The organism is Streptomyces sp. NPDC096193, assembly GCF_040302905.1.
In the GTDB taxonomy this organism is placed as follows: Bacteria; Actinomycetota; Actinomycetes; order Streptomycetales; family Streptomycetaceae; genus Streptomyces.
Window position 1 is genome coordinate 15,566 of sequence record NZ_JBEOSJ010000033.1, and the last position, 14,167, is coordinate 29,732.

Sequence of the window (14,167 nt, forward strand, 5' to 3'; positions counted from 1 at the left end):
CTAGGGTGGGTCGCCGCGGAGGGTGGCAGGCCGCAGGTCCGACCGTGCGCGCACGGTCCGCGGAATGACGCTTTCCACAGTCACGGGGCGTGTGTCCGCGGCGGCCAGTATGGTGGTGCGCGCCGCCGAGCCGCCCACAGCAGTAGCTATCCAGTAAGAAACGGGCGGCGGAGCCAACCGGGAGAACCTGCTTTGAGTCGTGAAACTGACAGTTCGTCCGCCGGCCCCCAGGGGCGCGGTGGAGCCGCGTATCCCTCCGGTACACCGCCGTACGGATCGCGCCAGTATCCGTCGCTGCATCCCCAGCAGGACGCTCCGGCCGACGCGTCCGCCGACCGTGCCCCCGAGGCGCAGTCGGACGAGCCCAGGACCGAGACCACGCTGACGACCCGCATCCGGATCAACATCCCGGGCTCGCGGCCGATTCCGCCGGTCGTGATGCGTACGCCGATGAGCGACGTCGACGCCTCCACGCGTGCCTCCGCGACGAACGCGGCGGCCGAGAAGGAGAGCGAGCGCACGGGCAACACCCCGCGGCCCGAGGCGACTCAGGCACCCGCTCCCGCGGCGGAGCCGCAGGCCGAGGAGAAGACGAGCGACTGGTTCGCTCCGCGCAAGACCGCGGTCCCCGCTCCGTCGCCGCCCGCCTCGGGCGGAACGCCCGGTGGCGGTACGGCGGGCCCCGGGCCCTCCGGCGGCGGTACCAACGGCAGCGGCCTCCCGTACTTCTCGGATTCCCCGCAGGCCGGTCAGCCGCGCAGCGCGCTCAGCGATCTGGCGGCGAGCACCGACAGCCCGCCGTCCGGAGGCTCGGGCGGCTTCGCTCCCGGCGGGGGTACGCCCCCGCCCGGGGCACGCCAGCCCGCCGGACCGACGGGTGGTCCGGTCGAGGGCAGCATGCCGGTCCGTCCGCGACCCGGCGGCAACCAGGGCGCTCCGGGCCCCGGCGGTCCCGGTGCTCCGGGCGGTCCCGGCATCGGCGCTCCTCACGGTCCCGGCGTTCCCGGCCCGGGCATCGCCGGTCCCGGCGGACCTGGTGGCCCCGGTGGTCCCGGTGGTCCCCGGATGTCCGACGACACCGCCGTGCTCACCCCGCAGAACCCGGTCCGTGATCCGCTCGCCGCCCCCGCGCCCGGTCCCGGCGGCCATGTCTCCGGCGACACCCTCACCAGCGGCATCCCGGTCGTTCCCGGCGACCACCGCTCGCCCTTCCCGCCGCTGGGTGCGGGCGGCGTGGGCCCCGGACCGAATCCGCTCGCGCCTGCGATCCCCGGACCGCACGAGACCGGGGAGTTCTCCGCACCCGAGTTCCCCGCGGGCCCCGGGGGCGGCCCCGCCGGTCCCGTCGTGCCCGCCCCCGGAGCGGACGCGGCGCCCCGGCCCGCCCAGCCCCGGCCCGCCGCGGCCAAGCCGGCCAAGAAACGCCGCTCGAAGCTGGTGCTCGCGGGCGCCGGTGTGATCGGCCTGCTCGGCGTCGCGTACGGCGCCGGACTGCTGATGAACCACTCCGAGGTGCCCAAGAGCACCACGGTGCTCGGTGTCGACATCGGCGGCGGCTCCACGGAACAGGGCGTCAACAAGCTGGAGGCCGCCCTCGGCAAGCGTGCGGCGTCACCGCTTCAGCTCTCGGTCGGCGGCAAGAAGGAGCAGCTCCCGCCGGACAAGGCCGGGCTCTCCCTCGACAGCCAGGCCACCGTGCGCAATGCGGCCGGCAGCGACTACAACCCGGTGTCGGTGATCGGTTCCCTCCTCGGCGGCGAGCGTGTCGCCGAGCCGGTGATCCTCGTCGACGAGGAGAAGCTGAGCGTCGCGCTCACCGACCTGGCCGGCGTGTCCGGCTCGGCGACGGAGGGCACGATCAGGTTCGAGCCGGACAAGGTCGTTCCGGTACCGGGGAAGGCGGGCCAGGCTCTGGACGTCGGCCGTTCCATGATCTCGGTCAAGGACGCGTACCGCGCCCAGGTCGAGACGGGCCGGCCGAACCTCGTGGAACTGCCCGTCGCGGCCCGCCAGCCGACCATAACCCAGGCCGAGATCGACCGGGCGATGAAGGAGTTCGCGGAGCCCGCGATGTCCGGCCTGATCACCATCAAGGCAGGCGGCAAGCAGATCCAGTTCGGCCCCGCGCGGTCGCTGCCGCAGATTCTGTCGATGAAGGCGGTCGACGGGAGGCTGGTGGAGGTCTACGACAAGAAGGCGATCGACGAGCTGCTCGACGGCGTCTTCGACGGCGTGCTGATCACCAAGGGCGACGGCAAGAAGCACCAGCTCAACGCCGACGACGTGGCCCAGGCGATGGGGACCGCGCTGCGGGGCACCACCCCGGCCGAGCGGACCACCGAGATCGCACTCGACCCGAGCTGACGACGGCCCACCGCGGCCGTCATCGACGGGAGCCCCCGACCCGCCGGGCCGGGGGCTCCCGTCGATGCCCCCGTGGCCATCGGCGCCGGCCTACGGGCCCGGGTGCGGCCGCCGTCATCGGGGACGCCGAACGGGCTGTCCCGCACCCGCACATGGGCGCACTGCGGCGTGGTCAACGGCCGTCGGACGCGGGAGCGGGCCTCAGTTCAGACGGGCCCGCGCCGCCCGCGCCCGTCCCCGGATCGCCTCCGCCGTCGCCGGCTCGACCGTCGCGACCACGTCCGCGTACGCGTCCAGTTCCGCGGCCCCTGTCATGAACTCGCCGCGCTGCACGAGCAGCTGGGCCCGGTCGTAGCGCAGCCGTGCGGGGTGCGAGGGCAGCAGCAGCGACAGCTCCACGGCCCACAGGGCCACCGACGACTGTTCCGGGCGGGCCGCCGCCCAGGCGCGGATGTTGTTGAGGATGCGCAGCACCACGTCGAGCGGGCTCGCCGGAGTCAGCATGGAGGCGTCCAGAGGCGCCCCCGTCGCCCCCGCGATCAGCAGCTCGGCGTCGGACCCGGTCAGCAGCCGTCCGCCGGCGAACGGGTCGGCCAGCACCTGTTCGCCCGGCTCACCGAAGCCCACGACGAAGTGGCCGGGCAGAGCGACCCCGTACACCGGAGCGCCCGCACGCCGTGCCACCTCGATCCACAGCACCGACAGCAGGATCGGCAGACCGCGGCGGCGCCGGAGCACCTCGTGCAGCAGGGAGGACTCCAGTCGCCGGTAGTCGCCGGGGGACCCCCGGAAGTCGCAGCGTCCCCCGAGCAGGGCCGCCAGCGCGGCCGCCCAGGCGTGGGGGCTCTTCGTGCCGTAGGGCAGCAGACCGGCGAGACGGTCCAGCTCGATCTGGGCCGCGTCCAGGCCCGCCTCGTCCAGGCCGGGGTCCGCCTCCGTGCCGATCAGCAGACACAGCAGGGCGAGATCGGGCCGCTCCGAGCGGGCCTCGTCGGTGAAACGCCGCCGCCAGGGATCGTCGTGCATACGCCAGTCGTACCCGTCTAAGCCGATCGGAAGTGGTGGTAGCGGTACAGGGTCGTGAATCCCATGCCCTCGTACAGTGCTTCCGCCCCCGCGTTGTCCTGCTCCACCTGGAGCCAGGCGGCCGAGGCGCCCTCCTCCAGCGCACGCTGCGCGAGGGAGGTCATCACCGCCGTCGCGAGCCCCTGACGCCGGTAGGCGGGATCCACCTCCACCGCCATGAAGCCCGCCCAGCGTCCATCGACCACACACCGTCCGATCGCCGCCGGTACCGTGCCGTCGCTGCCCACGGAGGCGAACCACACGGACGGGCCGCTGCCCAGGACCTTCAGCACATGGCCGCCGGGCACACCGGTCCGCTGGTAGCGCTGGAGCCAGGACTCGTTGAAGGAACGCGCCAGCCGGACGCGTTCGACGTCCGCGTCGAGGTCGGCGATCGGTGCCAGGGCCCCGATCCGCAGGTCCGCCGACACCTCGCGGACCCAGCCGCGCGCCGCCAGCTGGGCGCCCAGCTGCTCCTGCGTGCCGGCCGCGCCGGTCGCCGTCTGGACGTACGCGGGCAGTCCCCGCTCCTCGTACCAGGCACGGACCCGGTCCAGCGCGTCGTCGAGCGGCAGACCGGGGTCGCCGAGCGGCAGTACCGAGTTGGCGCGCCGGGTGAAGCCGGACGCGGCTCGCAGCTCCCAGTCGCCGAGCCGTTCGCGTTCCACCGGCTGCCAGGCCCGCGCGGTCACCCGGGCGAGCTCGTCGAAGTCCGCGGCCGGACCGCGTCGGCGGGCCGGCGCGGCGGGCACCACCTTGCCCGCGACCAGCGACGATTCCGGGATACGGACACTCTCGCCGGTCCGCCGTGTGATCAGCAGCACACCCGCGTCCCATGATGTGAGAACACCAACCGTGTCGGTGAACTTCTCGCCACCCGGGGTTGCCTCCGCGAGGCACCGGACAGACACTCGTTTGCCCACGTCAGCGGGTGTAATACGGACTTCGAGGCGTCCGCCGCCGGTGATTTCCACAGCTCTGCCAGCCCCTCCTGTTCGGATCGTGCCCAGGAACGGAGATACTAGGGGCGGGCATCGACGACGCCGCGCTCCCGCGCAATGCCAGCCCTACCGAGGAGGAACGACAGCGTGACCTACGTCATCGCGCAGCCTTGTGTCGACGTCAAGGACAAGGCGTGCATCGAGGAGTGCCCCGTCGACTGCATCTACGAGGGTTCCCGGTCCTTGTACATCCACCCCGACGAATGCGTCGACTGCGGTGCTTGTGAGCCGGTCTGCCCCGTCGAAGCGATCTTCTACGAGGACGACACTCCGGAAGAGTGGAAGGACTACTACAAGGCGAACGTCGAGTTCTTCGACGAGCTCGGATCGCCCGGTGGTGCTTCGAAGCTCGGTCTGATCGAGCGTGACCACCCCTTCATCGCCGCCCTGCCGCCGCAGAACCAGTAGCAGCCGGCTCGGCAGCTGTCGCCGTCCCCGGTCCCGTACGGTCGTCGTCCGTACGGGACCGAGGCGTTTGTCCCCACCCGGCCGCCGCCCACGAACGAGAAAGAGAAGTCTTCGTGTCCGCAGTCTCTTCCCGCCTTCCGACCTTCCCCTGGGACAAGCTCGAGCCGTACAAGACGACGGCCGCTGCCCACCCGGACGGCATCGTGGACCTCTCGGTCGGCACCCCGGTCGACTCCGTGCCGGAACTGATCCAAAAGGCTCTCGTGGAGGCCGCCGACTCGCCGGGCTATCCCACGGTGTGGGGCACGCCCGAGCTGCGGGACGCGCTCACCGGCTGGCTGGAGCGCCGGCTCGGTGCCGTCGACGTCGCGCACACCAACGTCCTGCCGGTCGTCGGCTCCAAGGAGCTGGTGGCCTGGCTGCCGACCCAGCTCGGTCTCGGCGCCGGCGACAAGGTCGCCTACCCCCGGCTGGCCTACCCGACCTACGAGGTCGGCGCCCGGCTGTGCGGCGCGACCCCCGTCGAGTACGACGACCCCACCGAGCTCGACCCGCGGGGCCTTCGGCTCCTCTGGCTCAACTCGCCGTCGAATCCGACCGGGCGGGTCCTCGCCAAGGACGAGCTGGTCCGCATCGTCGCCTGGGCGCGCGAGCACGGGATCCTGGTCTTCAGCGACGAGTGCTACCTGGAGCTGGGCTGGGAGGCGGAGCCGGTCTCGGTGCTGCACCCGGACGTCTGCGGCGGGACCTACGAGGGTGTCGTCGCGGTGCACTCGCTCTCCAAGCGGTCGAACCTGGCGGGATACCGCGCCGCGTTCATCGCCGGCGACGACGCGGTGCTCGGCGAGCTGCTGCAGATCCGCAAGCACGGCGGGATGATGACTCCGGCGCCGGTGCAGGCGGCGACGATCGCCGCCCTCGGCGACGACACGCACGTCTCGGAGCAGCGGGCCCGCTACGCCGCCCGGCGCACCGCGCTGCGGGCGGCGCTGGAGGCCCACGGCTTCCGCATCGAGCACAGCGAGGCCAGCCTCTACCTCTGGGCGACGCGCGACGAGGCGTGCTGGGACACCGTGGCGCACCTGGCGGGCCTCGGCATTCTGGTCGCGCCCGGCGACTTCTACGGGCCGGCCGGCGAGCGGTTCGTCCGGGTGGCGCTCACGGCCACGGACGAGCGCGTGGCGGCCGCGGTCAAGCGTCTGGGCGCCTGACTCCCGCACGGCACGCGGAGGGGCCCCGGGAGTTCGTCTCCCGGGGCCCCTCCACCGTTCGGCCGTGCGTCGTGCCGCGGGATCAGCCGAGCGGCAGGTCCTTCACCGGCAGCTGGTCGGTGGGCAGGCCGCCACCGGCGAGCCCGTCGGTCGGCAGGCCGCCGCCGCCCAGGGACTGGGTGGCTCCGCCCGCGGTCTCACCGAGGACGTCGCCCGCGCTGCCCGCGGCGTCACCGGCGGCCTTCTGGGCGACCGGGGTCGCCGTCTTGCCGGTCTTGCCGACGGTCTTGCCCGCGGCCGGGACGGCCTTCTTCACGGCCGAGCCGCCGGTCTGGCCGGCCACCTCGGTGGACTTCTGGGCGGCACCGTCGAGGGTGCCGGTGACGCCCTCGGCGTCAAGAGCGGTCAGGCTGCCGACCGGAGCCTGCGGAAGATCCACGGCGCTTGCGGAGCCGGCCGCACCGACCACGGGGGCTGCACCCGCCGCGATGAGCAGCGCGGCACGGGCGATCCGACGGGTCAGGGGGAGGGACATGATGCTCCTTGAGACGAGAAGGACGGTGTGGTTGGTGCCTGTCCGGAGCCGCTTCCGGCCCTCGGACGCAGTGACAACCGTTCGGAGGGAGGGAGAAGTTGCGGTACGCCAAGGTAAAGAGTTGGTAATGCGTCGCATTATCGGTTCCGGATAAAGACGGGCAAACATTCCATTGCGCGAGGGGCCGCTGAACCGTCACTTCGCTGTTCTCGCAAGGGAATTCCCGGGAGGGTGATGGGGGAGTGCACATGCCCGGGTCACACCCTGGTGTGAGTAGCCGGACGTTCCCCTTCCGGGGGAGCGCTCGTATCAGCGTGCGACGCGAATTCGAACTTCGCCCGGGCCGGAATCCGCGCCGGATTCCTGGCGCGGATTGCTCGCGGCACCGGCGGTGTCCGCACCCGCCGCGTTCCCACCTGTCGCCACGGCGCCACGGCCGGCGCCGGCGGAGTCCTCGGACGCCGCGACGGAATGCCAGCCCTTGCCGGACTCCTTCGCGCTCCACACCTTGCCGCCGTACGAGACTTCCTCGATCCGCAGACCGTCCGCCCGCGCCACCGCCCAGTGCGCCAGCTCCCAGCCCTGCCGGGACGCCCCGCCGTCGTCCGCGGCGACGGTGGACGCCACCGGCACGGACACCTCGCCCGCGCCCGGAGCCCCGGCGCCGGCAGGGGACTTCGGCGTGACGCCGGGCCCGAACGCGCGCACCAGTTCGGCCCGCACCTTCGCCGGGTCGCCGGCCTCGGTGGACTTCCCCCGGTCGCACGTCAGTGCGCCGCTCGTACGCCCGGTCAGCGCGGCGGCCAGCAGCGTGGCGTCCGGCTCGTGCTTGGCGTAGGCCTGCGGAAAACCGCTGCGCTGCACGCGCTGCGCGGCGACGGTCAGCGGGAGGCGCGAGTAGCCGGGGACTTCGGCCAGATGCGCGTAGAACTTCCCCGACGAGTACACCGGGTCGAGGATCTGGGCCGTCGTGCCCCACCCCTTGGACGGACGCTGCTGGAACAGGCCGAGCGAGTCACGGTCGCCGTGCTCGATGTTGCGCAGCCCCGACTCCTGAAGGGCGGTCGCGAGCGCGATGGTGACCGCGCGCTCCGGCATACCGCGGGTGGTGCCCACGGCGGAGATGGTCGCGGCGTTCGCGGCCTGCTCGGTGGTGAGTTCATAGCTCGGGCCGTCCGCGCCCGAGGCGGCGCGCACCGTGCAGCGGGGGGTGCCGCCGCCCGACACGTACTGCACGGCGACATAAGCTGCCAGTGCCAGCAGCACGGCGAACGCGGCCGCGAAACGCAGGAGGCGGCCGCGCCGGAGGGGGGAGGCGGTCTCGGGCACGTGCCCACCGTACTGGAGCCCGCGCTAGGGTCGGAGGCATGCCTGAAACCGTGCTTGACCTCACTCTTGATGCCCCGGCGCTGACCGCCGCACTGGTCGATTTCCGCTCCGTCAGCGGCGAGGAGAAGCCCCTCGCGGACGCCATCGAGCAGGCATTGCGTGCCTTCCCGCATCTCACGGTCGACCGGCACGGCAACAACGTGGTGGCCCGCACGGATCTCGGGCACACGGAGCGGGTCATTCTCGCCGGTCACATCGACACGGTCCCGATCGCCGACAACGTGCCCTCACGGCTCGACGACAACGGCGTCCTCTGGGGCTGCGGCACCAGCGACATGAAGTCGGGTGTGGCGCTCCAGCTGCGGATGGCCGCGACCGTCCCCGAGCCGAACCGCGATCTCACCTTCGTCTTCTACGACAACGAAGAGGTCGCCGCCCACCTCAACGGTCTGGGACATGTGGCCGAGGCCCACCCCGAGTGGCTGCGGGGTGACTTCGCCATCCTGCTGGAGCCGTCGTACGGCGAGGTCGAGGGCGGCTGCCAGGGTACCCTGCGGGTCCACCTGCGTACGGCGGGGGAGCGGGCCCACTCCGCGCGCAGCTGGATGGGCTCCAACGCCATCCACGCGGCGGCGCCGATCCTCGCCCGCCTCGCCGCGTACGAGCCGCGCCGGCCGGTGATCGACGGACTCGAGTACCACGAGGGCCTCAACGCGGTGGGCATCGAGGGAGGTGTCGCCACCAACGTCATCCCGGACGCGTGCACGGTCGTCGTCAACTACCGGTACGCGCCGGACCGCAGCGAGGAGGAGGCCGAGGCCCACGTCCGCGAGGTCTTCGCCGACTGCGGCGTCGCGGAGTTCGTGGTGGACGACCACACCGGCGGTGCCCTGCCCGGGCTCTCCCACCCGGCCGCCGCGGCGTTCATGGAGGCCGTGGGCGGCAGCGCGCGCCCGAAGTTCGGATGGACCGACGTGTCCCGTTTCAGCGCGCTCGGGGTCCCGGCGGTCAATTACGGACCGGGCGACCCGCTCTACGCGCACAAGCGGGACGAACACGTCGAGGTGGACAAGATCGTGCACTGCGAGCAGCGGCTGCGTGACTGGCTCACTTCCTGACCGCCGGGATTTCACGTTTCGTAACGTTCTCCGACCTACCCTGACCCAAAGCAACGATGTTCGGCGGAGGGAGCAGGTCATGGGCAACCCGGAGGGTTTGCAGGCGCTGGAGGAGCAGCGACTGGGGCCGGTGCTGCGCCGCAGGGACCAGGTGCAGCCCGGCACCACCGACCAGCGGCTGCTGGACACCGAGGGCGACTCCCAGTGGGTGCACACCGATCCCTGGCGGGTCATGCGCATCCAGTCGGAGTTCGTGGAGGGCTTCGGCGCACTCGCCGAACTGCCCAGCGCGATCAGCGTCTTCGGCTCCGCCCGCACGGCGCCCGGCACGCCCGAGTACGAGGCGGGCATCCGGATCGGGAAGGCGCTGGTCGAGGCCGGTTTCGCGGTGATCACGGGCGGTGGCCCGGGGGCGATGGAGGCGGCGAACCGCGGCGCGCGCGAGGCCAAGGGCATCTCGGTCGGCCTCGGTATCGAGCTCCCTTACGAGCAGGGCCTCAACCCGCACGTCGACATCGGCGTGAACTTCCGCTACTTCTTCGTCCGCAAGACGATGTTCGTGAAGTACGCCTCGGGCTTCGTGGTCCTGCCGGGCGGCCTGGGCACGCTGGACGAACTGTTCGAAGCGCTGACCCTCGTCCAGACCGGCAAGGTGACCCGCTTCCCGATCGTGCTCTTCGGCACGGAGTACTGGAGCGGCCTGGTGGACTGGCTCCGCCACACGGTCGTGGCGCAGGGGAAGGCGTCGGAGAAGGACCTGGTGCTGTTCCACGTGACGGACGACGTGGAGGAGGCCGTCTCCCTGGTGACGAAGGAGACGGGTCACTAGGCACAGCTGTCCCGTACCTCGGTCGCCGGACGGCCCGCCCGGCGACCGAGGCCCGGGGTCACAGCCCTAGGCCAGGCCCCGGCGGGCCACCGCCGGCGCCCGGTGGCCGGCGATCGTGGCCACCATGTCCAGCACCTGGCGGGTCTCCGCCACCTCGTGGACCCGGTACACCTGCGCCCCCAGCCACGCCGACACGGCGGTCGTCGCCAGCGTCCCGATCAGGCGCTCCTTCACCGGGCGGTCCAGGGTCTCCCCGACGAAGTCCTTGTTGGACAGGGAGACCAGCACCGGCCAGCCCGTCTCCACCATGTCGCCGAGCCGTCGCGTCGCCTCCAGCGAATGGCGCGTGTTCTTCCCGAAGTCGTGTCCGGGGTCGATCATGATCGCGTCGCGCCGTACGCCCAGCTCCACGGCCCGCTCCGCCAGCGACAGCGTCACCCGCAGGATGTCCGCGACGACGTCGTCGTACGCGATGCGATGCGGGCGGGTACGCGGCTCGGCGCCGCCCGCGTGCGTGCACACCAGGCCCGCGCCGTACCGGGCCGCGACCTCGGCCAGCTTGGGGTCGACCCCGCCCCACGCGTCGTTCAACAGGTCCGCGCCCGCCTCGCAGACGGCCCGGCCGACGTCGTGCCGCCAGGTGTCGACGCTGATCACCACGTCCGGGAACCGCTTGCGTACCTCGGCCACGAAGCCGACCGTCCGCCGCGTCTCCTCCTCGGCCGTGACCTCGGCGCCGGGCCCGGCCTTCACCCCGCCGATGTCGATGATCGCGGCGCCCTCGGCCACCGCCTGCTCGACCCGGGCGAGCGCGGGTTCGTCGTGGAACGTCGCGCCCTGGTCGTAGAAGGAGTCGGGCGTACGGTTCACGATCGCCATGATCACCGGCTCGTGCGGGTCGAATTCGCGCTGGCCCAGCCGCAGCATCAGCTGTTTCCTCCTCGGTTCGTCCGCCTGCGACCCTAACTGTCGGACGGTCGTGGCACGATCAGCAGCGGACAGATTCCGTTCGGTGGAGAGGGTTCGCCCGTGTTCTTGTTCTTGCTGATCGCGATGGTCGTGGTGGTCGCCGCGGTCACGCTCGCCGTGGTCGGCGGCGGCGACAGCGCGGCGCTGCCCGAGGCCGCGCCCGAGCAGCTGGTCGACCCTCTTCCCGAGTCCCGGCCGGTGGGACGCGCGGACGTGGAGGCGCTGCGGCTGCCGGTGGGCATGCGCGGCTACCGGATGGCGGACGTGGACGACGTGCTGGGCCGCCTCGGGGCGGAGCTCGCCGAGCGCGACGCCCGTATCGCCGAGCTGGAGTCCGCGCTGGCCGGTGCGCAGGCGACCGCGGTGGGCACGGCGGACCTGTTCACCGGACCCGGTGACCCTTTCGCCAAGCCCGGCGACTTCCGGCGCGGTGACCGTTTCACCGAGCCCGAGGACCGGTTCGACAAGCCCGACGAGGACTCCGAGCAGTGATTGGCGGGGCGGTGGCGGGACCCGACGGGCGGCTGCGCTGCCCCTGGGGACTGTCCACCGAGGACTACGTCAGGTACCACGACGAGGAGTGGGGCCGGGCGGTCCACGGCGACGACGCCCTCTTCGAGCGGCTGTGTCTGGAGGCCTTCCAGTCCGGGCTGTCCTGGATCACCATCCTGCGCCGGCGTGAGAGCTTCCGCCGGGCCTTCGGCGACTTCGAGATCGCGGCGGTCGCGCGGTACACCGACGCCGACAAGGAGCGCCTCCTCGCGGACGAGGGGATCATCCGCAACCGCGCCAAGATCGAGGCGACCCTCGCCAACGCGCGAGTGCTCGCCGGCCGTCCGGCCGGCGAGCTGGACGCGCTCATCTGGTCGTACGCACCCGACCCGGCTTCCCGTCCGGCGCCGCGGACCGTCGCCGACGTCCCTGCCGTCACCGACGAGTCCACCGCGCTCGCCAAGGCCCTCAAGAAGCAGGGGCTGCGTTTCATCGGCCCCACGACGGCCTACGCCCTGATGCAGGCGTGCGGCCTGGTCGACGACCACCTGGCCGACTGCGTGGTCAGAGGCGCCGCCTCGGGCGGCCGGGCCTCCTGACCAGGACCTGACGACCGGCCTAACGGCCCAGGTACTTCGGCTTCTCCTTCGCGACGAAGGCCTGCACCGCGATGGTGTGGTCCTCCGACGCGCCCGCCAGCGTCTGCAGCTCGTCCTCCTTCTCCAGCGTCTCGTCGAGCGTGTGCCCGGCGCCGTAGGCGAGCGACTCCTTGATAGCGGCGTACGCGACGGTCGGCCCGTCCGCCAGCGCACGGGCCACCGCCGCGGCCTCGGCGGCCAGCCGGTCGGCCGGGACGAGCTTGTTCGCGATGCCCAGCTCGTACGCCTCCTGGGCGGAGAAGGACCGCGGGAAGAGCAGCAGGTCGGCGGCCCGGCTCTGACCGATCAGCCGCGGCAGCGTCCAGGAGACGCCGGAGTCCGCGGTCAGCGCCACTCCCGCGAACGAGGTCGTGAAGGACGCGGTGTCGGCGACGACCCGGTAGTCCGCGGCGAGCGCGAAGCCCAGGCCCGCTCCGGCGGCCACGCCGTTGATCCCCGCGACGACGGGCTTCGGCATCCCGGTCAGCGCACGCACGACGGGGTTGTAGTGCTCCCGCACCGTGTTCATGGTGTGGCCGGTGCCCGAGGCCTTGTCCTCGGCGAGCAGCGAGATGTGCTCCTTGAGGTCCTGGCCCACGCAGAACGCGCGCCCGGTCGCCGTCAGCAGAACCGCCCGTACGGCAGGATCGGCGGCCGCTGCCTCGGCTGAGTCCCGCAGAGCGGCTTTCGCCTCGGTGTTCATCGCGTTCATGGCCTCGGGCCGGTTGATCGTGATCGTCGCGAGTCCGTCGCTCACCTCGTACAGCACGGAGTCGGCCATGGCAGGTCCCCTTTACGGCTCAGCGGTGGTGTCCAGGGCCAGCATGGCGGAGATCGCGGTGGGTGGGCATGTGACCTGTGTCTAACAATCTTCCGGCAATCTCGAGCGGCTTCGGCGCGGAGGGCGGCGAAGTATCGCAGGCGGATCGCCGAATTGAGTGGTTTTGCGTGAGCGCGTTGCCTAAGCGATGCCGACTGATGTTGGTCATCGGGTCCCGCCATGCGGGATAATGACCTGGAAGCACTGTGTTCGATGCCGGTGACACCTGGGTTGTCGGCCGATGAGCTGGTTTCAGGAAGGGGAACGAGCATGGCGGCCATGAAGCCGCGGACGGGCGACGGCCCGCTCGAGGTGACCAAGGAGGGGCGGGGCATCGTCATGCGCGTTCCGCTCGAAGGCGGCGGTCGGCTTGTTGTCGAGCTGACACCGGACGAAGCCGATGCTCTCGGCGACGCCCTGAAGAAGGTCGTCGGCTGACGCGGAAGCCCCACACTTTTCACTGCCCCGGCACGCTTGGTGCCGGGGCAGTGTGGTTTCCGAAACGGCGCGAAACATGCGTGAGCCGGTCGGGGCGTCGACGGTCCTGGGGGACGACGAAGACGACGGGGACGACGCGGACGGCAGGGGACGGCCGGGACGGCGAACGCGGATCCGCGATCGCCGGGGTGAGTGTCGCGGGACGGTGCTGCCGGGCCGGGGCCGCGGTCGGGCGGGGTCAGCCCCGGCGGACCGCGCAGAGCAGACCGTCGCCCACCGGCAGCAGGGACGGGAGCAGCTCCTGACTCTCCCGGACCGCGCGCAGGAGCTCGCGCAGGCGCAGCACCTCCGCCGGCTGGGCCGCCGAGTCGACCGTACGGCCGTCCGCGAAGACGCCTTCGAAGCACACAAGACCTCCAGGTCGGAGCAGGCGCAACGATTCAGCGAGACAGTCCAGCGACTCCATCCGGTCGCCGTCACAGAACACGAGGTCGTAGCCCCCGTCCGCGAGGCGGGGGAGGACGTCGAGGGCACGGCCCGGGATGAAGCGGGCGCGGTTGCCCGCGAATCCCGCCGCCCGGAAGGCCTGCCGCGCGAACTGCTGCCGGTCCGGCTCGGGGTCGACCGTGGTCAGGACGCCGTCGGGCCGCATGCCCTGGAGAAGGTAGATCCCGGAGACCCCCGTCCCCGTACCGATCTCCGCGACCGCCTTCGCGTCGGCGGTGGCAGCGAGCAGCCGCAGCGCTGCGCCGGTGCCTGGTGACACCGAGGCGAGCCCTGACTCCCGGGACCGGTCACGGGCCCAGCGCAGCGCGTCGTCCTCGGCGACAAAGGCGTCGGCGAACGCCCAGCTCGTCTGCCGGTTGGCGGTAATGACCCTCTCCTGTCCCCGTAGTTGGCGCGACGCTGACTGTATCCGTTGCGCCCGGGAACCCGCTGATGGGACCGGG

At 72.0% G+C, this 14,167-nt stretch carries 15 protein-coding genes; 8 read left to right on the forward strand and 7 right to left on the reverse strand.

What is annotated here, in order from left to right; genetic code table 11:
- The first annotated feature begins 192 nt into the window (after window positions 1–192).
- Window positions 193–2,364 carry a peptidoglycan binding domain-containing protein gene (locus tag ABTX78_RS32205; protein WP_352210321.1) on the forward strand — a complete coding sequence of 724 codons (2,172 nt, stop codon included), beginning with the start codon at window positions 193–195 and terminating at the stop codon, window positions 2,362–2,364.
- 201 nt (window positions 2,365–2,565) lie between these two features.
- On the opposite strand, the gene ABTX78_RS32210 is transcribed toward ABTX78_RS32205, so the two are convergent.
- Both ABTX78_RS32210 and ABTX78_RS32215 read right to left on the reverse strand, forming a co-directional pair.
- On the reverse strand, window positions 2,566–3,390 hold the full coding sequence (locus ABTX78_RS32210; protein ID WP_352210322.1) for a transglutaminase family protein: 825 nt from the start codon (window positions 3,388–3,390) through the stop codon (window positions 2,566–2,568).
- Window positions 3,391–3,407: 17 nt separating this feature from the next.
- On the reverse strand, window positions 3,408–4,403 hold the full coding sequence (locus ABTX78_RS32215) for a GNAT family N-acetyltransferase (protein WP_352210323.1): 996 nt from the start codon (window positions 4,401–4,403) through the stop codon (window positions 3,408–3,410).
- Window positions 4,404–4,517: 114 nt separating this feature from the next.
- Here ABTX78_RS32215 and fdxA point away from each other — a divergent pair, with 114 nt between their 5' ends.
- Both fdxA and ABTX78_RS32225 read left to right on the forward strand, forming a co-directional pair.
- Window positions 4,518–4,838, forward strand: a complete 321-nt coding sequence (gene fdxA, locus ABTX78_RS32220; RefSeq protein ID WP_018089397.1) for a ferredoxin — start codon at window positions 4,518–4,520, stop codon at window positions 4,836–4,838.
- 113 nt (window positions 4,839–4,951) lie between these two features.
- Window positions 4,952–6,049, forward strand: a complete 1,098-nt coding sequence (locus tag ABTX78_RS32225) for a bifunctional succinyldiaminopimelate transaminase/glutamate-prephenate aminotransferase (RefSeq protein ID WP_352210324.1) — start codon at window positions 4,952–4,954, stop codon at window positions 6,047–6,049.
- Between the two features lie 82 nt (window positions 6,050–6,131).
- Here ABTX78_RS32225 and ABTX78_RS32230 read toward each other — a convergent pair whose 3' ends face one another.
- Complete coding sequence (locus ABTX78_RS32230; protein WP_352210325.1) at window positions 6,132–6,584, reverse strand: ATP-binding protein; 453 nt, start codon at window positions 6,582–6,584, stop codon at window positions 6,132–6,134.
- A gap of 309 nt (window positions 6,585–6,893) precedes the next feature.
- A complete protein-coding gene (locus tag ABTX78_RS32235; RefSeq protein WP_352210326.1) occupies window positions 6,894–7,913 on the reverse strand; it encodes a VldE C-terminal domain-containing protein in 1,020 nt (339 codons plus the stop codon).
- 38 nt (window positions 7,914–7,951) lie between these two features.
- On the opposite strand from ABTX78_RS32235, the gene dapE reads away from it, so the two are divergent.
- Window positions 7,952–9,031: a succinyl-diaminopimelate desuccinylase gene (dapE, locus tag ABTX78_RS32240; RefSeq protein ID WP_352210327.1), complete on the forward strand. Its 1,080-nt coding sequence runs from the start codon at window positions 7,952–7,954 to the stop codon at window positions 9,029–9,031.
- A gap of 79 nt (window positions 9,032–9,110) precedes the next feature.
- Window positions 9,111–9,860 carry an LOG family protein gene (locus ABTX78_RS32245; protein WP_352210328.1) on the forward strand — a complete coding sequence of 250 codons (750 nt, stop codon included), beginning with the start codon at window positions 9,111–9,113 and terminating at the stop codon, window positions 9,858–9,860.
- Window positions 9,861–9,926: 66 nt separating this feature from the next.
- On the opposite strand, the gene folP is transcribed toward ABTX78_RS32245, so the two are convergent.
- On the reverse strand, window positions 9,927–10,787 hold the full coding sequence (gene folP, locus ABTX78_RS32250) for a dihydropteroate synthase (protein ID WP_352210329.1): 861 nt from the start codon (window positions 10,785–10,787) through the stop codon (window positions 9,927–9,929).
- A gap of 102 nt (window positions 10,788–10,889) precedes the next feature.
- On the opposite strand from folP, the gene ABTX78_RS32255 reads away from it, so the two are divergent.
- Together ABTX78_RS32255 and ABTX78_RS32260 are read left to right on the forward strand one after the other, a co-directional pair.
- A complete protein-coding gene (locus ABTX78_RS32255; protein WP_352210330.1) occupies window positions 10,890–11,321 on the forward strand; it encodes a DivIVA domain-containing protein in 432 nt (143 codons plus the stop codon).
- Window positions 11,318–11,920 (forward strand): DNA-3-methyladenine glycosylase I, encoded by a 603-nt coding sequence (locus tag ABTX78_RS32260; protein ID WP_352210331.1) that lies wholly within the window; start codon window positions 11,318–11,320, stop codon window positions 11,918–11,920. Before ABTX78_RS32255 ends, ABTX78_RS32260 begins: the two co-directional genes overlap by 4 nt.
- A 19-nt stretch (window positions 11,921–11,939) precedes the next feature.
- Here the strand turns inward: ABTX78_RS32260 and chcB are convergent, their stop codons facing one another.
- Window positions 11,940–12,740: a 2-cyclohexenylcarbonyl CoA isomerase gene (gene chcB, locus ABTX78_RS32265; RefSeq protein WP_352210332.1), complete on the reverse strand. Its 801-nt coding sequence runs from the start codon at window positions 12,738–12,740 to the stop codon at window positions 11,940–11,942.
- 309 nt (window positions 12,741–13,049) lie between these two features.
- On the opposite strand from chcB, the gene ABTX78_RS32270 reads away from it, so the two are divergent.
- Window positions 13,050–13,217 carry a DUF3117 domain-containing protein gene (locus ABTX78_RS32270; protein WP_003966491.1) on the forward strand — a complete coding sequence of 56 codons (168 nt, stop codon included), beginning with the start codon at window positions 13,050–13,052 and terminating at the stop codon, window positions 13,215–13,217.
- 238 nt (window positions 13,218–13,455) lie between these two features.
- On the opposite strand, the gene ABTX78_RS32275 is transcribed toward ABTX78_RS32270, so the two are convergent.
- Window positions 13,456–14,133 (reverse strand): O-methyltransferase, encoded by a 678-nt coding sequence (locus tag ABTX78_RS32275; protein WP_352210362.1) that lies wholly within the window; start codon window positions 14,131–14,133, stop codon window positions 13,456–13,458.
- Window positions 14,134–14,167 lie beyond the last annotated feature (34 nt).

Excerpts from the sequence above, each read along its gene's own strand:
- ABTX78_RS32210 (WP_352210322.1), bottom strand. The coding sequence starts at position 3,390 with ATGCACGACGATCCCTGGCGGCGGCGTTTCACCGACGAGGCCCGCTCG.
- ABTX78_RS32230 (WP_352210325.1), bottom strand. The coding sequence starts at position 6,584 with ATGTCCCTCCCCCTGACCCGTCGGATCGCCCGTGCCGCGCTGCTCATC.
- dapE (WP_352210327.1), top strand. The coding sequence starts at position 7,952 with ATGCCTGAAACCGTGCTTGACCTCACTCTTGATGCCCCGGCGCTGACC.
- ABTX78_RS32245 (WP_352210328.1), top strand. The coding sequence starts at position 9,111 with ATGGGCAACCCGGAGGGTTTGCAGGCGCTGGAGGAGCAGCGACTGGGG.
- folP (WP_352210329.1), bottom strand. The coding sequence starts at position 10,787 with ATGCTGCGGCTGGGCCAGCGCGAATTCGACCCGCACGAGCCGGTGATC.
- chcB (WP_352210332.1), bottom strand. The coding sequence starts at position 12,740 with ATGGCCGACTCCGTGCTGTACGAGGTGAGCGACGGACTCGCGACGATC.
- ABTX78_RS32270 (WP_003966491.1), top strand. The coding sequence starts at position 13,050 with ATGGCGGCCATGAAGCCGCGGACGGGCGACGGCCCGCTCGAGGTGACC.